Source organism: Sphingobacterium sp. Lzh-3, from assembly GCF_046764375.1.
Classification (GTDB): domain Bacteria; phylum Bacteroidota; class Bacteroidia; order Sphingobacteriales; family Sphingobacteriaceae; genus Sphingobacterium.
This window is the reverse complement of sequence record NZ_CP177226.1, coordinates 2,975,564-2,996,721: the sequence shown is the minus strand read 5'-3', so window position 1 is coordinate 2,996,721 and position 21,158 is coordinate 2,975,564. Positions and strand designations below refer to the sequence as shown.

Annotated in this window: 18 protein-coding genes and 1 tRNA gene; 10 read left to right on the top strand and 9 right to left on the bottom strand. The window is 39.4% G+C overall.

Annotated features, from left to right (window positions below; all coding sequences use genetic code 11):
• Positions 1-86 precede the first annotated feature (86 nt).
• Positions 87-2,576 carry a DPP IV N-terminal domain-containing protein gene (locus tag ACLCDV_RS12415; protein ID WP_411973854.1) on the top strand — a complete coding sequence of 830 codons (2,490 nt, stop codon included), beginning with the start codon at positions 87-89 and terminating at the stop codon, positions 2,574-2,576.
• Positions 2,577-2,583: 7 nt separating this feature from the next.
• Positions 2,584-3,135 carry a hypothetical protein gene (locus ACLCDV_RS12410; RefSeq protein WP_411973853.1) on the top strand — a complete coding sequence of 184 codons (552 nt, stop codon included), beginning with the start codon at positions 2,584-2,586 and terminating at the stop codon, positions 3,133-3,135.
• Here ACLCDV_RS12410 and ruvB read toward each other — a convergent pair.
• The 5 genes from ruvB to pdxH form a co-directional block, all read right to left on the bottom strand.
• A complete protein-coding gene (gene ruvB, locus ACLCDV_RS12405) occupies positions 3,132-4,154 on the bottom strand; it encodes a Holliday junction branch migration DNA helicase RuvB (protein WP_317666879.1) in 1,023 nt (340 codons plus the stop codon). The two genes, ACLCDV_RS12410 and ruvB, sit on opposite strands and share 4 nt — an antisense overlap.
• Positions 4,155-4,165: 11 nt before the next feature.
• Positions 4,166-4,903: a polyprenol monophosphomannose synthase gene (locus tag ACLCDV_RS12400; protein ID WP_411973942.1), complete on the bottom strand. Its 738-nt coding sequence runs from the start codon at positions 4,901-4,903 to the stop codon at positions 4,166-4,168.
• Positions 4,904-5,250: 347 nt separating this feature from the next.
• Positions 5,251-6,447 carry an NADH-quinone oxidoreductase subunit D gene (locus tag ACLCDV_RS12395; protein ID WP_411567678.1) on the bottom strand — a complete coding sequence of 399 codons (1,197 nt, stop codon included), beginning with the start codon at positions 6,445-6,447 and terminating at the stop codon, positions 5,251-5,253.
• 5 nt (positions 6,448-6,452) lie between these two features.
• Positions 6,453-6,941: an NADH-quinone oxidoreductase subunit C gene (locus tag ACLCDV_RS12390; protein ID WP_317666880.1), complete on the bottom strand. Its 489-nt coding sequence runs from the start codon at positions 6,939-6,941 to the stop codon at positions 6,453-6,455.
• Between the two features lies 1 nt (position 6,942).
• Entirely contained in the window at positions 6,943-7,596 is a 654-nt protein-coding gene (gene pdxH, locus ACLCDV_RS12385) for a pyridoxamine 5'-phosphate oxidase (protein WP_317666881.1), read from the bottom strand.
• Positions 7,597-7,749: 153 nt separating this feature from the next.
• Between pdxH and ACLCDV_RS12380 the strand changes: the two genes are divergently transcribed.
• The 7 genes from ACLCDV_RS12380 to ACLCDV_RS12350 all read left to right on the top strand — a co-directional run bounded on the left by ACLCDV_RS12380 (position 7,750) and on the right by ACLCDV_RS12350 (position 15,134).
• Complete coding sequence (locus ACLCDV_RS12380) at positions 7,750-8,313, top strand: YqgE/AlgH family protein (RefSeq protein WP_317666882.1); 564 nt, start codon at positions 7,750-7,752, stop codon at positions 8,311-8,313.
• A 172-nt stretch (positions 8,314-8,485) separates the two neighbouring features.
• Entirely contained in the window at positions 8,486-10,375 is a 1,890-nt protein-coding gene (gene htpG, locus ACLCDV_RS12375) for a molecular chaperone HtpG (protein ID WP_411973852.1), read from the top strand.
• 250 nt (positions 10,376-10,625) lie between these two features.
• Positions 10,626-10,699: transfer RNA gene (locus tag ACLCDV_RS12370), tRNA-His, on the top strand.
• A gap of 711 nt (positions 10,700-11,410) precedes the next feature.
• Positions 11,411-12,334 (top strand): cation transporter, encoded by a 924-nt coding sequence (locus tag ACLCDV_RS12365; protein WP_411973851.1) that lies wholly within the window; start codon positions 11,411-11,413, stop codon positions 12,332-12,334.
• Positions 12,335-12,547: 213 nt separating this feature from the next.
• On the top strand, positions 12,548-13,300 hold the full coding sequence (locus tag ACLCDV_RS12360) for a DeoR/GlpR family DNA-binding transcription regulator (RefSeq protein WP_411973850.1): 753 nt from the start codon (positions 12,548-12,550) through the stop codon (positions 13,298-13,300).
• 10 nt (positions 13,301-13,310) lie between these two features.
• Positions 13,311-14,012 carry a ribose 5-phosphate isomerase A gene (gene rpiA, locus ACLCDV_RS12355; RefSeq protein WP_333575075.1) on the top strand — a complete coding sequence of 234 codons (702 nt, stop codon included), beginning with the start codon at positions 13,311-13,313 and terminating at the stop codon, positions 14,010-14,012.
• Positions 14,013-14,099: 87 nt separating this feature from the next.
• A complete protein-coding gene (locus ACLCDV_RS12350) occupies positions 14,100-15,134 on the top strand; it encodes a Gfo/Idh/MocA family oxidoreductase (protein ID WP_411973849.1) in 1,035 nt (344 codons plus the stop codon).
• A 42-nt stretch (positions 15,135-15,176) separates the two neighbouring features.
• Here the strand turns inward: ACLCDV_RS12350 and ACLCDV_RS12345 are convergent, their stop codons facing one another.
• Positions 15,177-16,070, bottom strand: a complete 894-nt coding sequence (locus ACLCDV_RS12345; protein ID WP_317666888.1) for a cation diffusion facilitator family transporter — start codon at positions 16,068-16,070, stop codon at positions 15,177-15,179.
• A 70-nt stretch (positions 16,071-16,140) separates the two neighbouring features.
• On the bottom strand, positions 16,141-16,704 hold the full coding sequence (locus ACLCDV_RS12340) for a TlpA disulfide reductase family protein (RefSeq protein WP_333575071.1): 564 nt from the start codon (positions 16,702-16,704) through the stop codon (positions 16,141-16,143).
• Between the two features lie 186 nt (positions 16,705-16,890).
• Here ACLCDV_RS12340 and ACLCDV_RS12335 point away from each other — a divergent pair, with 186 nt between their 5' ends.
• Entirely contained in the window at positions 16,891-18,174 is a 1,284-nt protein-coding gene (locus ACLCDV_RS12335; protein ID WP_411973848.1) for a retropepsin-like aspartic protease, read from the top strand.
• Between the two features lie 67 nt (positions 18,175-18,241).
• Here the strand turns inward: ACLCDV_RS12335 and ACLCDV_RS12330 are convergent, their stop codons facing one another.
• Both ACLCDV_RS12330 and ACLCDV_RS12325 read right to left on the bottom strand, forming a co-directional pair.
• Positions 18,242-18,463, bottom strand: a complete 222-nt coding sequence (locus tag ACLCDV_RS12330) for a cation transporter (protein ID WP_317666891.1) — start codon at positions 18,461-18,463, stop codon at positions 18,242-18,244.
• A gap of 150 nt (positions 18,464-18,613) precedes the next feature.
• Positions 18,614-21,031, bottom strand: coding sequence for a heavy metal translocating P-type ATPase (locus ACLCDV_RS12325; RefSeq protein ID WP_411973847.1), 2,418 nt, complete (start codon positions 21,029-21,031; stop codon positions 18,614-18,616).
• Positions 21,032-21,158: the final 127 nt, after the last annotated feature.

The following is a 21,158-nucleotide window of genomic DNA, read 5'->3' as shown; positions in this document are numbered from 1 at the left end:
TACACGAATCATTCACAAGACATCCTAATTATCGATATTTTTACATCCAAAACCATTATTATACAAAAATAATCTTTATTTATTTAATGCGTAAGTACTACTTTATCTTTGCAGCCAGCTTATTACCCATTATAGGCTCCGCACAACAGGCTAAAGAAACACCTGTAAGGCCAAATTATCAATTGGCTTCCAAATTCTCCCCGGAAAAATTGAAGAAAATGATTTTTTCAACCAGCATCAAACCAAACTGGATCAATTTTTCAGATCGTTTTTGGTATGACTATGCGAGCCCCCAAGGAAGAAATTGGTATATCGTCACCCCATCGTTAAAGAAAAAGGAGCTTCTTTTCAACAATGATGATGTTGCCGCCCAGATTACAAAAATCGTCAAAAACCCTGTCGATGCACAACATTTGGAACTCCAGGGACTTCGGTTCACCAAGGATGAGAAAAAAGTAAGGTTCCAGGTACAAAGCACCCGAGACACCGTCAAGTCTAAGGATGAGATACAGAAGCTCAAGAATAAATCAGATACAACTAAAAAGAAACTATTCTATCTCGAATACGATCTCGCAACAAAATCAGTCCTTGAAATCAGTGATTCTACAAAAGTAAAAGCCCCACTAAGCTGGGCCAGCTTCTCACCGGACACTAGTACCGTCTATTTTGCAAAAAATTACAATTTGTATTGGATGGACAGGGCGAATTATCTAAAAGCTGTAAAAAATGAGAAGGACAGCACAATCGTCGAACATGAGATTACCAAAGACGGCGTACAATACTATGCTTGGGGTGGAGACGAATATAGTACGACAACCGGCGGTGACGAAAAAGATGAAGAAAATGAAACCAAGCGTAAACGCATATGGGTAAGCTGGTCTCCAGATGGACGTTACTTTACACTAACAAGAAAAGACAATAGATCTCTAAAACCCTTATGGGTTATCAATAACGTCGGCTCATCACGTCCAACACTTGAAACCTATAAATATCAGATGCCGGGTGAGGTTGATTCAACAGAAACTGAATTGTATATCTTTGATGCAAATGCAAAAACACCGCGCCGAATTGATGTCGCCGCATTTAAAAACCAGAGCTTGTCAACTTGGACCAAAACTCCGGACAAAAATTCCTATAAAGGAGATTACTTTATCAATTACTGGCTAGGGAACAACGAGGAGTTCTATATTTCACGCTCCAGCCGCGACCTGAAACGGATAGACCTCTTAAAAATCAATGTAAAAGGCACAGTTAACAGCATCATTCAAGAACGCTCCAATGTGTATCTGGATGCACAAAAACCTTTGTTGATTGAAAACAAGAAACAGCTGGTCCACTGGTCCGAGAGAGATGGCTGGGGACACTATTACCTATACGACACAAATGGCAAGCTGATCAATCAGATTACAAAAGGAAGTTTTCACGGCGAGGAAATCAACGGCTTCGATACAGCAACTGGTACGCTATTTTTTACAGCCTCAGGCCGGGAGAAAAATGAAGATCCATACTATTTACATCAGTACAGTGTCAATACAAACGGTACGGGAATCAAACTGTTAAATGCTGGAAACTTCGATCATCAGGTAGAAATGAGCGAATCCTCCAACTATTTTGTAAACAATTCCTCCCGGGTAAATACCACTCCAGAATCTGTATTATATAGCAGCAAAGGACAGAAGGTAATGACATTGGAGAAAGCAGACCTTTCCTTATTGTTCGCTGCGGGATATAAATTCCCAGAACCATTTAAAGTAAAAGCTGGTGATGGCACCACAGATCTTTATGGTGTTATGTACAAACCTTTTGACTTTGACAGTACCAAAACCTATCCTATTGTTGAATATGTGTATCCTGGACCTCAGACCGAAGCTGTTAATAAATCCTTTGGAAGAAGTATGGACAGAATTGATAGACTGGCGCAATTCGGCTTTGTCGTTATTACTGTTGGAAATCGTGGCGGCCATCCATCGCGGTCCCAATGGTATCACACCTTTGGCTACGGCAACCTGCGCGATTATGGATTGGAGGATAAAAAGGTAGCAGCAGAACAACTTGCAGATCGCTATAAATTTATTGACATTAACCGGGTAGGAATTACTGGACACTCCGGCGGCGGTTTTATGTCCACAGCCGCGATGCTGGTTTATCCCGACTTCTTTAAAGTCGCCGTATCTGGTGCTGGAAACCATGAAAATCAAATCTACAACCGCTGGTGGAGTGAGCGTCACCATGGCGTGACGGAAAAAGTTTCTGCAAAAGGCGACACGACATTCTCGTACCAGATCAACAAAAACACAGAACTTGCCAAAAACCTGAAAGGAAGATTATTGATTGCCACCGGTGACATCGACAATAATGTGCATCCAGCGAATTCCATTCGAATGGTAGACGCCTTGATTAAAGCCAACAAAAGATTTGATTTCTTATTATTACCAGGTCAGAGACATGGCTTTGGTGATATGACAGAATATTTCTTCTGGAAAATGGGCGATTATTTTAGTCAATATTTATTGGGCGACTCCAAAATGAATGAAGTTGACATGACCGAAATGAATAGAGAAAAACCGCAAAAATAAGGGCTAAATGACCTATAAAGATAAATTAGCATTTTTATCCGTTACCTTGAGATCACTCGAGGTAACGGATTTTTCTTTGGAAAATCTTCAAGATATTACCCTTGCAGATCTATTGAATATTTCCTTAGAGAAAGATAAAAAAATTTCCTTTCGTGCGGCATGGGTATTCGAAACGATCGTTTTAAAAGACACGAGTTTACTCAAAAATGTACTCCAACAATTTTTTGACAATATAAAAATTCAAAACAACTGGAGCTGTCTTAGGAGTTACAGCAAAATACTGCTATTTTTAACTTCCCAAAAAAATAAGGAATACAGGATCGAACATCAAACTGAGGAAGATATTATTGAACATGTATTTCAATGGATGATCAATGAGCAATGCCCTGTCGCAGTGCTGGTTAATTGCCTGGATATATTGAATAACCTAAGTAAAAAACACGTCTGGATAAACGAAGAGCTGCAGGCACAAATTACACATTTTCAACGAACAAAACCTAGCCCAGCATTGATGAGCCGGACCAATAAAATTATCAATAAGCGCGGTTACGGCGCTTAAAACAATGTGTTTCCCTTGGATTGGTTTACCCGTCCCAAGTGCTTGTAAGCAGCTTCTGTACACTCACGTCCTCTCGAGGTACGCATAAGATATCCCTCCTGAATCAGAAATGGCTCATAGACTTCCTCAATAGTACCTTCATCTTCGCCAACAGCCGTTGCCACGGTTTTTAGTCCAACTGGCCCACCTTTGAATTTGTCAATAATTGTGGTCAAGATTTTATTATCCATCTCATCCAAACCATTTTCATCTACATTAAGTGCATGCAAAGCATACTTTGCAATCTCCTGATCGATACTTCCATTACCTTTTATCTGTGCAAAATCGCGGGTACGACGTAGCAGAGCATTTGCAATACGGGGAGTTCCCCTGCTTCTTCGCGCTATTTCATAAGCACCTTCATCAGATATGGGGGTATTTAAGATATGGGCGGAACGCAGTACAATCGTCGTTAACAATTTGGCATCATAGTACTGCAAGCGCGAATTAATGCCAAAGCGCGCGCGCAAAGGTGCAGTTAAGAGCCCCGAACGAGTGGTAGCGCCGATCAGTGTGAAGGGATTTAAGGAGATCTGAACAGAGCGTGCATTCGGCCCTGTCTCCAGCATGATGTCAATCTTGAAATCTTCCATCGCTGAATAAAGATACTCTTCCACTAGGGGGCTCAAACGATGAATCTCGTCAATAAACAACACATCGCCTTCTTCCAGATTTGTCAATAAGCCCGCTAAGTCACCTGGTTTATCCAAAACCGGGCCCGAAGTAATTTTTATGCCAACTCCCATTTCATTGGCAATAATATGTGATAAGGTTGTCTTTCCCAGACCAGGAGGGCCGTGGAGTAAAACGTGATCTAAAGCCTCACCTCTTAGCCTCGCCGCTTTGACAAAAATATTTAGGTTCTCCAATATTTTGGATTGTCCTGTAAAGTCTTCAAAAGCCTGAGGTCGCAATGCACGTTCGATATCACGATCTGTATTGCTCAGGCGCTCTGGATTTGGATCTAAATTCTCGTTCATGATCACTACCTTTAATTTCTTTTATAGCTTTTTCCGATACTTCCCAACTTCAGTTGAATAACCCCAAAAAAAGCTTCCTTAAAAATACTTGTACTCATTTTGGAAGTACCTTCTGTCCGATCTGTAAATATAATCGGTACTTCAACTACATTAAAACCATATTTTATGGCTGTAAATTTCATCTCTATCTGGAAAGCATATCCGACAAACTTAATTTTATCCAACGGAATTGTCTTCAATACTTCTCTCGTGAAACAAACAAATCCTGCGGTCGCATCCTGAATATTTATCCCTGTGATAAACCGAACATATACCGAAGCAAAATAGGACATCAAAACCCTGCTCATCGGCCAATTAACCACATTGACACCTTTGATATAACGTGAACCAATACTCATGTCCGCACCGTCCAAACAGGCTTGTCGCAAGCGAAGTAAATCTTCCGGATTGTGGCTAAAGTCTGCATCCATTTCGAAAATATAGTGGTAATGCTCCCGGGCAAGGGCCCATTCAAACCCGTGGATATAAGCCGTACCTAAGCCTAGTTTTCCACTACGCTCTTCAATAAACAAACGACCGGTAAACTCATTGGATTGTAAACTCTTGATAATGGTGGCTGTCCCATCCGGCGAGCCATCGTCGACGATTAAAATATCGAATGCGTGTGATAAGGAAAAAACTTTGCGAATGATTTTTTCTATATTTTCCTTTTCATTATATGTTGGAATGATAACTAAACTATCCGTCACTTTTTTATATTTAAGACCTGTAAAGGTAATCATTTACGTTAAATTCTAATACAGGAAATCCGTGAAATCTACAGGTAAAACAGCAATACCAAAGTAAAAAAACAGTAACTCCTTCAAGCTCACATCAACAGACAGACAATTATTTGATTGTACATCAAAAAAGAAAAGCCCGTTACTTTGGGAGTAACGAGCTTTCATTAACCAATTATAAACTTAAATTATGAGACTGCAAATATGGAGAAAATTGCTTGCAATTACAAATTTATCTGCGTTTTTTTGCAACATTTTCAATACAGTATCTATTTTATTTTGCTAAATCGTTTATAAAACACGCAGACTACCGCAATTTAGCGATCAACCTCTCCCAAAACAATATCAATAGACCCAAGGATCGCAATGAGATCGGCAATTAAGACACCTTTGCCGAGTTCAGAAATTACCGAGAGATTGTTAAAACTTGGTCCACGGGACTTCACGCGCAATGGAATATCCGACTTCTCTTTAGTGACAAAGTAAAACCCTAATTCGCCCTTCGGGTTTTCTGCACGTACATAATAATCCTGTGCCTTCAAATTCACTTTCTTCGGAACTAATGCCCGGGGATCAAATTCTGGACTGCGCTGAAAATCTTTCTGCAATCGTTCAAGACATTGTTCTACAATGTGTACGGATTCTTTGACCTCATCTACCCTTACTTTAAACCTGTCCCAGCAATCACCGAGTGCCCCCATCTCTCCTTTTCCAACGGGTATTTCAAAATCGATTTCGGGGTAAACAGAGTAACCATCAATTCGTCGCAAATCCCATTTTATACCCGAAGCGCGCAACATAGGGCCCGATACCCCATAATTGATGGCGACATCTGCAGGCAACACGCCTATATTTGCTGTTCGGGAAATAAATATCTGATTTTGGGTCAGGATCTCATCCAGTTCCACCAATTTGGGCTTAAAATAGCTAATAAACTCCGCACAACGGGCCTCAAACCCAACAGGAAGGTCATAAAACAAACCTCCTACCCAAATGTAATTGTACAACATCCTAGAGCCGGAAGCCCATTCCAGCATATTCATAATGTGTTCACGGTCCCGAAAACACCAAAGAAAAGGTGTTGTCGCACCAATATCAATGCCATATGTCCCAATAGCGATTAGATGTGAGGCAATACGATTGAGTTCACAGACTAAAACACGAATATACTCTACTCTTTTGGGAATTTTACGATCAAGACCGAGCATGCGTTCAACCCCCATAACGAAGGCATGACTGTTGTTCATCGACGCCAAATAGTCCAGCCGATCGGTGAAAGGGATTGTCTTGGCATAATTCAATGATTCAGCATGCTTGTCAAAACAGCGATGGAGATACCCTAAATGAGGAACAACCTCTTTAACGATCTCTCCATCAGTAATTAATTGCAACCGAAGAACACCATGGGTTGAAGGATGTTGAGGCCCCATATTCAACACCATTTCCTGACTCGATATTTCCGTCAGGTGTTTCTCGTAACGCACCAAAGCCTCTTTATATTTTGGATTCGCCATTTCTATCAATTAATCGTAATACCATGATATTTTTCAGCCTCCTGATAATCTTTCCGCAAAGGATAACCGTCCCAATCGTCAGGCAGTAAAATTCGTCTAAGATCGGGATGCCCCTCAAAAAAGATCCCCATCAAATCGAAAGCTTCCCTTTCATGCCAGTCTGCAGTCCGCCACACAGAGGCTACTGAAGGAATCTCAGGCAACTCATCTAAAGCACGGTTACCCGAAAGTTCAACTTTTAGCACAATCGTCTGTTGGTAGGGCAATGAATTTAAATGATATACAATGGTAAAATGCTCCTCATAATCTACTGCTGTAAGGTTACTTAGAAAATCAAAATACAAACCTTCTGTATCCCTTAGGAATAAACAGACTGCTACAATATCCGCTTTATCGATAAAAAGGGCTGGTTGTAAGCCCGTATGATCTTCTTTGCGGATAACTTGGTCTCCAAATATGGAAACAAGGGTGGATTTTATTTCGTCAAATGTCATATTAAGGAGCTATACGCGTGATTTTCCAAGAATCTGACACCTTTTTATAGACCATGCGATCATGCAATCGACTTGCACGTCCTTGCCAAAATTCAAAGTAGATAGGTTTCAAAATATAACCGCCCCAATGGTCCGGCCTAGGGACAAACTCGTCTCCCTCATATTGACGCTCTAATGCTTCAACCCTCCTCTCCAAGAAACTTCGGTTTGGAATTTCATGACTTTGTGGGGATGCCAGTGCACCAATACGGCTCGCTTTGGGACGCGACTGGAAATATTCGTCGGAATCGGCTGCGTTAACAAACTCTACGACACCTTCTATCCGTACCTGCCGCTGTAATTCAGGCCAGAAAAATAATAATGCCGCATGTGGATTTGCTTTCATCTCTTCCCCTTTACGACTAAGGTAGTTTGTAAAAAATACAAGTCCCTCTTCCGCAATATCTTTCAATAAAACAATTCTTGAAGAAGGTAAATGATGAGAAGATACGGTGGAAAGCACCATAGCGTTGGGCTCATTCACTTCGCTGTGGACAGCCGCATCAAACCAATTTTTAAACTGCTCGATTGGATCGTGATCCACATCTGATTCAGATAGACTACCCAATACATAATCCTGTCTGATTGCTGCAATATCTTTATGTTGAATGGACATAGAAACCTACTTTTATATCCTACAAACTTACTAAAATCATTGCTTTTTCTCTATAAAGTTAGTAGAAATTGATAAAATGCCAATTTTGGCACAAATCTCGCATAGATTAAATAAAAAAGATTAAATTCAATAAATAATTAAAATTCGCGCTATATGTTTACCGAACTAGACCCACAGAAAGGAAGTTTGCTGATTTCCGAACCTTTTATGCTTGATCCTAGATTTTTGAGATCCGTCATATTATTATGTGATTACAATACGGAGGGAGCTTTGGGTTTTGTCCTGAACAATCAAACTAATGTACGTATCGGTCAACTGCTGGAATCTATCCCTCATTGTAACTTTCCGATCTATCTCGGAGGGCCTGTAGCACAGGAAAGTCTTTTCTTTGTCCATAGCCGATTTGACCTTCTGTTAAGTGGTGAAGAGGTTGCACCAGGCATCTACTTTGGCGGCGATGAGGAGAAACTGATTGACGCCATTCAATCAGATCGCATTAAACAGGATGAATTGAAATTTTTTATCGGTTATTCCGGTTGGTCCCCAGGTCAGCTAGACGGCGAAATTAAAGAAAATAGCTGGGCGGTTCAGAATAAATACCACCATCAGCTGATTTTTGAAGGAAATGGCGAACTATTATGGAAAGATGCCATTATCGGTCTTGGCCCAAAATATGCGCATGTTGCCAATTTTCCACAGAGCCCAGGATTAAACTAACGCAAACTATTCTGCATTACGCTGACAGATTTGATCCGGGGGGACTAAACCCACATTACAAGTCAATGACAAAATAGACGTATTTCTGCCATCCTGTCCTACAACAGCGGTTTGGAACACCGATTGTGTATTTTTAACAAATCATAAAATTAAAAATATCGACATAAAAATTATGAATCCAGAAAAAGGTAGTATCTCAATCCACACGGAGAACATATTTCCCGTAATCAAAAAATTCTTATACTCTGATAATGAAATTTTCTTGCGCGAACTGGTATCTAATGCAGTTGATGCTTCTCAGAAAATCAAACGCTTAGCTTCATTAGGACAATACAATGGAGAAATAGGCGAATTGATTGTAGACGTAAAATTCGATGAAGCTGCTAAGACCATTACGATTTCCGATAATGGTATTGGTATGACAGCCGACGAGATAAAAAAATACATCAACCAAATCGCATTCTCTGGAGCAACAGAGTTCATGGAGAAATTCAAAGAGGCAAATGATGCAAATGAAATCATCGGCCGTTTTGGATTAGGCTTCTATTCTGCCTTTATGGTAGCAGATACCGTAGAAATTCAGTCACTATCTTACCAGGATGGTGCAGAGCCTGCGCATTGGACCTGTGACGGTAGTACCTCATACGAAATCTCAACGGGTACAAGAACAACACGTGGTACAGATGTAATCCTACATATTAACGAAGAATCAACTGAATTCTTGAGTCAGGCTCGTTTACAGGACATCTTAGATAAATATGCAAAATTCCTGCCTGTATCCATTCGTTTTGGGACAAAAACCAACTCGGAACCTGATGGTGAAGACGAAGAAGGAAAACCAAAATACAAGTCCGTAGAGGTTGATAATATTATCAATAATACGAATCCTGCCTGGACAAAATCACCGTCTGAATTAAAAGACGAAGATTACCTGGCATTCTATCGTGAGCTTTATCCCTATTCAATGGATGAACCCTTGTTTTGGATTCACCTCAATGTAGATTACCCATTCAATCTGACAGGTATCCTTTACTTCCCTAAGGTTAAAAACGAACTTGAGATCCAACGTAATAAAATCAAGTTATATTCGAGACAAGTATTTATCACAGACGAAGTCAAAGATATTGTTCCAGAATTCTTAATGCTCCTCCATGGCGTCATTGATTCACCGGATATCCCATTGAATGTATCACGTTCATTCTTGCAAGCAGATAGTAACGTCAAGAAAATCAACAGCTATATCACGAAGAAAGTTGCCGACAAACTGAACGAAATCTTCAAAACTGACCGCAAAGGCTTTGAAGAAAAATGGAACGATATCGGTTTATTTATCAAATATGGCATGCTGAGCGATGAGAAATTTGCGGAAAAAGCAAACGATTTTTGTTTGGTAAAAAACACAAATAACGAAAGCTTCACCATCAAAGAATACTACGAGAAAGTTAAAGATATTCAAGCAGATAAAGATGGAAACGTTGTCTACTTATACACCCATGATGCAGCCCAACAAGATGGCTTTATACAGACGGCTTTAAATAAAGGTTATGATGTATTGATGCTTGATGGGCCTCTTGATACTCACTTTGCTGCTTATCTAGAACAAAAAGGCGGCGAAAAAGTACAATTGAAGCGTGTAGATGCAGACGTAATTGATAAATTGATTCAAAAGGATGAAAAGGTAGCGCTCTCTCTTTCTGAGGAAGAATCTAAAAAAGCTTTGGCAGTTTTTGAAAAAGCAATTTCCCGTCAGGACATGAAGGTTGAAGTTGATGCGCTCCAGGAAGCTGATTTACCCGTATCCGTAACAATTGACGAATTTATGCGTCGTATGAAAGATATGGCGAAAACGGGCGGTGGTATGAACTTTTATGGCTCATTGCCGGACAATTACAAAGTTACCGTTAATGGAAATCACCCACTGATCAAACGGATTTTATCATCTTCAGAAGAAGAAGGATCAAAACTGGCTAAACAAGCATTTGACTTGGCACTTCTATCCAGAGGATTATTATCGGGAGCAGATTTGACATCTTTTGTAAAGAGAAGTGTAGAGATGATCTAATATTATCTCCTTAACGAAAAAAGGCGGTTTTTTTAAAAAGAAACCGCCTTTTTTGTTTGCTATTGACAACCTAGAATAGCATTTGTACCACCTAAACGACTTTGAATACTGAATTTGATGCACGGTTCAGGTTTTTTATTAAAATTTAATAAACTAATCTTCACCTAGTTGACCTTAAAGCCCCTTTTTTTTGAGTGAAATATTTGGAGGGAATAGGGTTTAATCGTACTTTTGTATCATCAAAATCACGGTAGGTATAGCTCAGTTGGTTAGAGCACTAGATTGTGGTTCTAGGGGTCGTCGGTTCGAGCCCGATTACTTACCCAAAAAGGCAGATCAAATGATCTGCCTTTTTTAATTTTAGCAAGATTGATACTAATTTTCCTCCTATAACTTTTCGCAGCACTTCTATTAATAGATCAGAAAGTAAGTTTAGCTTGGGTTGATTCATAACAATGACACCTCCTTTTAAACCTTTTATTAGCAATATCCTTGACATTGGAACATATAAAGTAAAGACGGCCCAATACGATGACGGGCTGTAAGAGCAGTAAATAGCGCACCTTTGTCGCGGCAGAATGAATTGGCTTCTTTTTTTAAGAAACTTACCAGCCCCGGAGGAACTTGACGGATTCTTGGAAACCGGGACTGGATAAGTTAGATCAAACAGTTAAGATTGCTACCGTAATAATGATATAACAAAATTAAATTTAAAAAATCAGATTTTTGTTTTCTTAATTATTCAATTGCTTTTCGTATTAATAACTATCTTAAAAACTCTCCGATTTTTTACTGACAAACCCAGAAATTCATCGAAGTAAAGGGCTGCAAACAGAGTCAATCAGCTGATTATAGCAACGTTGTTCCCTCATTGATCAAAATTTAATAATATCAAAAACTTTCTTAATAATCTTTAAAACTGAATTCATGATACTTTGATCTACCTTAGTAGCTGTTAGGTGAGGTTATTTAGATTTAACCGGTCTAAATTCGGAAGGAAGGCCAGCAGTCATCTTTATTTAGCTAAAGACATATATGAATAGACAGGGAAATATTGAACGTAAAGCTCTATTAGTTGGTGCATTTATTTATTTAGTTCTGGGATTGTCAGGCTGGTATACCTATTATTCGTCCAACTCAGAAGCAATGCTGTTGGATGCAAATTACAATATGGTGAATTCCTTTGCCAGTTTTATTGGTTTCTATGTTGTAAAAATACGCAGTAAGAAAACAGCGACATTTCCATGGGGACAATTTATTTATGAATCATTATATGCATTAGTAAAAGGTATTTTAATTCTTGGAATACTAATCGCTGCACTCTGGGAAAATAGCATGAAAATATATGCTTACTTTCTTAAAGGAAAAACACTTGTGGTAAACACCGATCCAATTTTGCCTATGATCGTTATTTCAGTTGTGTTAAGCTTTGGATTAGCAATATACTACAAAAGCTCAAACAAGAAAATCGAAAATACCAGCACTATGCTAGCTACTGATACGAAAGCGGCCATGATAGATGGGTATCTCTTTTTCTTTGGGGGCGGATCTTTACTATTGATGCTTTACTTAGGAAAAATCATACCATCACTGCGTTTCCTGCAGTTTATTGGAGATGCATTGGTTGTATTAATTTTTGAAGCTGTAATGATCAAGGAGCCCATTCATATTATTAAAAACAATTTCGTGGAATTGGCCGGCGGCCAATTACAATCCGACAGCGAATGGAAAGAAATAAAGGATATAGTAACAAACACCCCTATTCGACACTTTACGATCAGCAATGTGTACATTATTAAGACTGGTAGTTCGATTTTGATTCTTGTATATATTTCACAGAATTCAGCATCTTCCTTTATTAAAAAAGACGATATCATTCAATTTAAAGCTAGTAATATCACGCAATTAATAAAAATGGGGTATCCCAACGTCGCAATGGAGCTAATAATACAGGGCTAGCAAAGTATCTCGCATCGCATCAAATTCATATAAGATCAACTAAAAGACCAGTCAGACTGAATTTATTTAACTTTTAAAATATTTAGTATTTAAAATATACACTCGTACAAAATGTTGCAATATTTTGCATAAAATACAGGTATTATGAATTATTTATTACAACATATATCAAAAATACCCTATGTTTGTAACATAATTTACAAAAAAGATAGCATGATTTCAAAGGAAGAACGTCACGATTTTATATTATCGAAGATTAAAAAGGAACGAAAGCTCGCAATGATCGACTTGGCAACAGAACTCAAGGTCTCTGAGCACACCGTGCGACGGGATCTGAAAGAACTCGATGATGCTGGTCTGCTACGCGCAATCCGAGGTGGAGCCACTGTTCGATCAAACATACCTTTCGACATATATAACCGTAACAAGCTCGACATTTTGGAAAAGCAGCTGATAGCTGAAAAATCGATTACATTGTTGCGAGATAATCAGGTGGTTTTTTTTGATGGCGGTACAACAACACAGGCTATTGCCGGAAATATACCCGATGAACTAGCACTTACTGTGGTTACCCATAGTCTTCCCATTGCAAATATACTTTCTAACCATCCAAATATTCAGCTGATCTTCGCAGGCGGTATTTTCTGTAAATCTTCTTTTACCATGCAAGGTAAGGCTGCTATCTCCCTATTTGAAGAAATTTATGCTGATATTTGCTTTCTTGGTATCTGTAGCCTGGATCTGCAACATGGACTTACGGCTAGAACGCTGGAAGAAACATACATCAAAAAGGCACTATGTAAAAACGCCAGCAACATCGTAGCTGCCACAACAAGCAATAAACTTGAAACAACAGAACCTTTCGTTATTTGTCCTACAACGGATGTCAATTATTTAATCACGGAAAGAGATCCTTCAGAAATGCTTTTAACGGCCTATCATAAAACAAATATTACGATTTTATAAATGCTAAGCTATGAGAAATCTAAAACAAGAAGTTGCTAGAGCCGCACTTCACTTGTTGGAGCCGCATCAGGTAATCGGTCTGGGTGTTGGATCAACAATAGCTCATTTCGTCGATTTGATTGCTACTGAAATCGAATTTAAATCCGATTTAAAATTTATTTCACCTTCTTTGGAAACCAAAATATTGCTTCATGCACATGGACTCATTTGCATTGATTGTAATACAGTATCTGCGCTTGACTACTATTTTGACAGTTGTGACCAAGTAGATCAAAATTTAAATGCGCTCAAAAGTGGTGGCGGGGTACATTGCAGTGAAAAAATCATGGCAGCTATGGCAGATCAATTTATCCTCTTAGTTGATGCGACAAAGATGGTCAAAGAGCTTAGTACAACATATCCGTTATGTATAGAAATACTACCCGAAGCTTGGCTTTCTGTATGTAATAAAATAAAATCCAGCTTTGGTCCGCAACTATCCGAAATTGTATTGCGCCATTCCAAACAAAAATCTGGTCCACTTACATCAGACAGGGGCAATTTCCTAGCTGATATTTATTTCAATACACTACCTGATCTTGAACATTTGAACAGGGATATTAAACAAATCCCAGGAGTTTTGGAACATTCCCTCTTTTATCAGTTGTGTTCTGAATGCCTCATGGCAACTGATAATGAAATAAAACATTTACATTCAAAACGAGTTGACTAAGTGGGCAGTAGAAAAAAATGAATTCGAGCACTCCCCTTAAAATCGTGTAAATTATTTAATAAAAATTACAAAACACTTCAAATCAATATGCAAAACACTCAAATTAACACCGGAATACTCAGTTTTGGCATGTCAGGTCGCGTCTTTCACGCACCATTTATACATACAAATCCACATTTCAACCTTGTCGCTGTGGTAGAACGATCAACCAAAACAGCTCATAAACTTTATCCGACGGTAAAGAGCTATGATAGCATCAGCGAACTATTAGCGGATGAAAGTATCGAGCTGGTTATTGTAAACACACCAAATTATACCCATTTCCAATTTGCCAAAGAGGCTTTGGAGGCCGGAAAGCACGTATTGCTTGAAAAGCCCGCAGTTGATGATTCAAAACAATTCGACGAACTGCTTGACATCAGTAGCGCACAGAATAAGAAACTATTTTTTTATCAAAATAGAAGATATGACAGTCACTTCCTTGATATCAAACAAGTAATCGACAGTAAGGAATTAGGAAAGCTCATTGAAGTGCATTTTAGATTTGACCGATATAAAATGGAATTAGGTCAAAAATATTTTAAGGAAGATGCACAGTATATTTCCAATGGTATTACCTACGATCTTGGTTCGCACTTGATCGATCAGGCCATATCGCTCTTCGGAAAACCTATCAAGTTTGCCAAAACAACGTCGATTAATAGACCAGATTCAAAAGTTGCAGACTATTTTCATTACCATTTATATTATCCCGAAGGCCTTAATGTTTACTTAACAGGCAGTCTGCTTGTTGCATCCCCACAGGCAGCCTTTGTCCTGCATGGAACACAGGGGAGTTTTATCAAGCACATGACCGATGTGCAAGAGCAGCAACTGATCGATGGCATGCTGCCCAACAATCCATCTTATGGAATCGAACCTGCTAGTGCTAAAGGAAAACTCGTCACTATCGATGCTTCTAACCAGAGAAAGGAATCAGATATAACAGCGCACAAAGGAAACTACAATCAGCTGTTTGAAGATATTTATGAAAGCCTAAGAAATCAAGGCGATTACCCTATAAAAGCAGATCAGATTAAATGGCAAATTGAAATGCTGGAAGCTGTAGACACTTCAGTCTAAAAAAATGGAGCACATCTTGTTATTGCTAAGATGTGCTCCATTTTAGGTTACACTCCAAAGACATTCATTGGGTTCGATATGAATCATGACATGACCAAGATCAGGTATATTCCTGATCAAATGATCTTTGAGCTTATGAGCCAAGTCGTGCCCCGCCCGTACGGTGATTTCACTATCGACGATGGCATGTAAGTCAACATGATACTTTGCGCCCGACTTGCGGACATAACATTTTTCAGTAGCTTTGATTCCATCTACCTGTAAAGCAAGCTCACGAATGTTATCGATCACTTCTTCATACACATTCTCATCCATGATTTCGCCTAGCGCCGGCCTGAAAATATGATAACAGTTGTAGAGTATAAAACCTGCGGCGAACAGTGCAGCATAATCATCTGCATTTTCGTAGCCCTTTCCCATCAATAGCGCAATGGAGATTCCAATAAAAGCCGCCACAGATGTGATAGCATCGCTACGGTGATGCCAGGCATCTGCCCGTAATGAAGAACTATTTGTTTCTCTACTTTTCTTCATCACGATCCGGTAAGAAATCTCTTTCCAAATAATGATGCCGCCCAAAACAAACAGCGTCCATGGCTTTGGTAAGTCGTGCGGCGTTCCGATATTCTCAACACTTTCATAAGCTATTATGGTCGCTGATACTATCAAAAAACCAACCACAATAAAGGTAATCAGGGGTTCCACCCTGCCGTGACCATAAGGATGGTTATCGTCGGCAGGTCGTTGCGCATATTTTAGACCAAGTAACACGAGAAAGGAAGAAAAAATATCGGCTGTTGACTCAATTGCGTCAGCAATCAATGCATAAGAATTCCCAAAAAAACCAGCTAACCATTTCAACAAAGCCAACAATGCGTTGCCTACAATACTAAAATAAGTTGTTCTGACAGCAGTCTGTTCTTGATGTTCCGACATAGCGATAATTTCCTTAACAACGTGGGATTACTCTTTTTCTTATCAAATTCTAGCGCTCATGCAACAATCATTAGCTGCCACTGGCAAGATCCTGCAATGCTTTTTTAATTTCCGGTGTCCCGTAATCGCGACTCCCTTCCAAGCGTTCGACAATCTTGCCACTTTTATCCAAAATTACGGTTGTCGGAATTGACTGCCCAAGGAAAGTTGGAGGAATATCACCTGCCGGAACATATAAAGGTAGATCATATTTGTTCTCCGCCATGAAAGCAGAAGACTTATCGATGTCTCCATCAACATCAACCATCAGAAAAACAATATCCTTATTGTCTTTAAGCGACTGCCTAAGCTGATCGATAGAAGGTAATTCGTGTATACATGGAGGACACCATGTCGCCCAAAAATTGATAAACACCACTTTACCTTTTAAATCATTCAATTGAACAACATTACCGGATTTATCTTTAAATGACACATCTGTTGCTGTCGTAGGAACAGCGGCTTCAGTTGTATCCTGCAATTTTTCAACCTTAGCTTCGCTCTTGGTTCTGCTGTTTTGGCAAGCGAATAAAAGGCTTGCAGATAGTACTGTCAAACCAAACAGCATGGAACGGCTATTAAACTTTAAATTCATCGTTTCTTGTTTCATTAAAATAATAAAATTTGCAGATCCATCCAAACATGTAGACTTAGATAAACCTCTTGACCGTATTGATATTTGGAAAAATCTACAAACTATTTTAGCTAAATTAACCTTAATTATCCGAGAGTACAAGCGACTTCTTCGTTTTTCTCGTTAGCGCATTTTATTTTACGCATTATGAATCATTTAAACACTTGTTTTAAATTTTACCTTACGACCTCAGTATTGCTGCTATGTGTGCAACTTAGCGCTGCTCAAAATGTCGACTCCAGCTTCAACACAATTTATCAGTTGATAATCCAAAAGGATTTCTTTACAGCCCGTGATAGGTATGCCACCAACAAAACAGCTTTTAAAGAAACATACCAAAAAAAGATCATCGCTGCGGTCCTAGCCAACGCCTTCAATAAACCCCGGGATTCAAACAAAGAGATAGCTTCCCTCAAAATGAACAAAAACGAACTACCAGATACACTACTGTTAAAGGTTCTTCGTATCCAGGAGGACAATTTTGTCAAACTGAAAGATTACGCCGGAGCGAAAAGGACTGCCGAAAACGTGCTCCTTCGATTTGATCGATTGCTAACTGCTGACGAAAAGGAAGATCTAAGAAACAACCTTAAAATATGGTCCGCCCTCGCGCATGTTCCAGCTCAGGTTGTATCAATCACTGGCGACAGCCGACTTAAAATGACAAAGGATGCTGCAGGTCTAAAAAATCTAAAGATAACCGTGAACGGCCATACCGCACAGTTTATATTTGATACAGGGGCCAATCTATCGACAGTTTCGGAATCTACGGCCAAACGTCTCAATATGGCTATTATCCCCGCAAGCATTGATGTGGATGCGATCACTGGTATATCAATCAAAGCGGATCTAGCTGTTTGCAAGGCCTTGAAATTTGGTCATATCACTGTTTCTGACGCAGTATTCCTTGTCTTTCCCGACAGTGCACTCCGTATTCCACAAATCAACTATCAAATCAACGGGATAATAGGTTTCCCAGTCATTGAAGCGCTTCACGAAATACAGCTGACCCAGGATGATCTTTTCATTGTACCGCAAAAAGAGACAGCTTCTTCACAAAACTCAAATCTTGCAATTGATGGATTATCACCTTTACTTTCCATTGAAGGGAAACATTATGCATTTGATACCGGAGCGGAGAAAACGATCTTATATGAATCATTTTACAAAACCTATAAGCGAGAGATCGAAAGAAAATATAATCCAAAAACAATTGCAATGGGCGGAGCCGGTGGAAGAATCGAGCATGAAGGCTTTATAATAGATCATACCTTCATAATTGGTCATAAATCGATCTTCCTTGAAAATATAAGCGTTTTAAAATCTAAAATTAAAGATGAAACTGTTTATGGAAACATCGGGCAGGATATCATACATCAGTTTTCTAAGATGATCATTAATTTTAGTCGTATGTATATTAGGTTTGATTGATAGCTAACTCATAACCAAAAACAAAAACGCCCCATATCATGGGGCTTCTGTTGATTTATTGAAAAAATTAAGCGGAGTAGGATGCTGCATTAAAGCCCTTCCTTTTGATAATGCCGATAATTTCTTCTTCGGAAATTCCTTCAGATTTTACCGTCAGAATCTTATCTGCTACTGAGGTATCAACACTCCATTCGCAGATACCATCCAAATTGTCCAGATCAGCACTTACCTTTGACACACATCCGCTGCAATTAAGGTTTGTTTTAAATTGAAGTTCTTTGCTTTCCATGTTATTTTTATTTTAATGTTATCAATCTATTATTTATCTCTTTACCTATACAAATTTCACGTTTATTTAACCGTTATGTTTACAGTTTTCCTATTTTGTTTTGCACTATTTACCGGAAGCAGAATGCATTCCCAGGTTGATATCCGGTGGTTATTTTTTCCATTTAAGGCGCAAGCTATTACTAACCACACTTACACTGCTTAGGGCCATTGCGGCTCCGGCAATCATTGGATTCAACAGGAAACCGTTAATTGGATAGAGTATACCAGCGGCCAAAGGAATACCTATTAAGTTATAGATAAAGGCCCAAAACAAGTTTTGTTTGATCGTCGCTACTGTTTGCTTAGACAAGCGAATAGCCTGTGGAATTTTTGTCAAATCCGAAGAAATAATTGTCATTTTCGCTACATCCATTGCAATATCACTTCCTTTTCCCATAGCAATACTAACATCCGCGGTTGCTAAAGCGGTGCTGTCATTAATACCGTCTCCAACCATAGCCACAATTTTCCCTTTTTTCTGTAATTCTCTGACAAAATCTGCTTTATGCTGTGGTAATACTTCGGCTTTATAATGTTTAAGACCTGTCTGTGCCGCGATAGCATTGGCGGTAGATTCGTTATCACCGGTCAGCATGTACAATTCGATTCCCATTGCCTGCATCTCCTTGATGGCGCGCACAGAACTCTCTTTGATTCGATCTGCGATGGCAATTACTGCTAATGCAGTATGATGATTGGCAAACCAGATCACTGTTTTTGATTGCTTTTCCCATTGGGTGGCATATGCCCTCAACTCGGCCTTGATCTCAATGTCATTTTCGTCCAATAACCTCCAATTACCAACGAAATAGGTTTCTGACCCTTCCCTTGCTTTTACACCTTTACCAGTAATACTTTCAATGGAAGATATTTTTGCATCATTTACCTTATTGAGATATCCGACAACTGCATCGGCCAGCGGGTGTTCAGATTGCTTTTCCATACTTAATAGGATGCCTTTCAAATGATCACTGTCATCGCTCCACTGCACGTCGGTAACAACCGGTCTTCCCTCGGTAATGGTACCGGTTTTATCCAAAACAACTGCATTCACCTTTTTAGCCAACTCCAGACTCTCCGCATCCTTAATTAAAATACCCTGTTCGGCCCCTTTGCCGACGCCGACCATAATAGCCGTCGGAGTAGCCAATCCCAGCGCACAAGGACAGGCAATAACCAAAACTGTTACCGCTGCCAATACCCCTTGAACCAGATGGTTTTCTCCGCCTAAAGTAAGCCACAGTAGAAAAGTTAATATAGCGACACCAATTACAATAGGAACGAATATACCTGCAATGCGATCCACGAGTTTTTGCACAGGAGCCTTACTGCCCTGCGCATCCTGCACCATTTTTATAATCTGTGCAAGCATTGTTTCCTTTCCGATTTTTGTTGCTTTGAATTGGAAGCTGCCTTTCTGGTTGATAGTTCCGGCAAACACCTTTTCATGTTCCAGTTTCAAAACCGGTACCGGTTCCCCACTTAACATACTTTCATCAACATAAGAGTTTCCACTGCTGACAACACCATCGACGGCAATCTTTTCGCCGGGTTTCACCAGGATTGTGTCTCCTGTATGCACAGCCTCTATTGGTACTTTAGATGTACGCCCATCCGGCTCTACCACTATTACCGTCTTAGGCTGCAGGCCCATAAGCTTTTTTATAGCCGATGAAGTGTTTCCTTTAGCCTTTTCTTCCAGTAATTTACCCAACAGAATAAATGCAATGACGACTGAGGCCGCCTCAAAATATACATGTGCATGTAGCCCACGCGTATGCCAAAATTCAGCAAAGAGCATATTGAAAAGACTAAAAATATAGGCTATTCCTGTACTTAATGCCACAAGAGTATCCATGTTGGCAGAACGGTGTTTGGCTTGCTTCCATGAATTGACAAAAAAGTCCTTACCGAACCATAGGACTACTGGAGTTGAAAAAAGCCACATGATAGGATTTGCATAAGGGATATGCATGAAGAACATGCCAATGATCACTACGGGGAGCGATAGTAATACCGCCCACCGAGTTTTCGTCTGAAGCTTACGAAATTTCTCGGCGTGAATTGTCTCTAAAGTTTCCCGCTGTGTAGATTCATCCTCAATTAACAAATCATATCCACCAGCTTGAACTGCTTTTTGTATTTTTATTTGATCAGTGACGTTAGGTAAATACTCAACGGTAAGGTTTCCTGTCGCAAAATTCACAGATGCATGGACAACTCCTAGTTCATATTTCACCATACTTTCAGCACTACTGGCGCATGAAGCACAAGTCATCCCAAGAACCGGAAATGTTTTGGTCAATGTTGAAACACCATAGCCAAGATCTTTGATCGCCTTTATACTGTTAACAACAGCATCACTATCTTGAGGTATAATAGCTGCTCTATGATTGTTCAATTCCACATGATAACTTGCCAACCCCTTCACGTCAGCAAGTCCCTTTTCGACAATTGAGGCACAATGTTCGCTTTCAACATTCGCTAAAGGGATGTAAATTGTGTCTTTATAAATATCTGTCGCCATAAATTGATTGTTTTATTTTACAATACAAATTTGGCTACAAATCATAAGTGATCCGTTACATGATTAAGGAATTGATTTGTAAGATTTACAAAAAAATCATCAGTCAACTTCTTGAGTTATGAAAGAA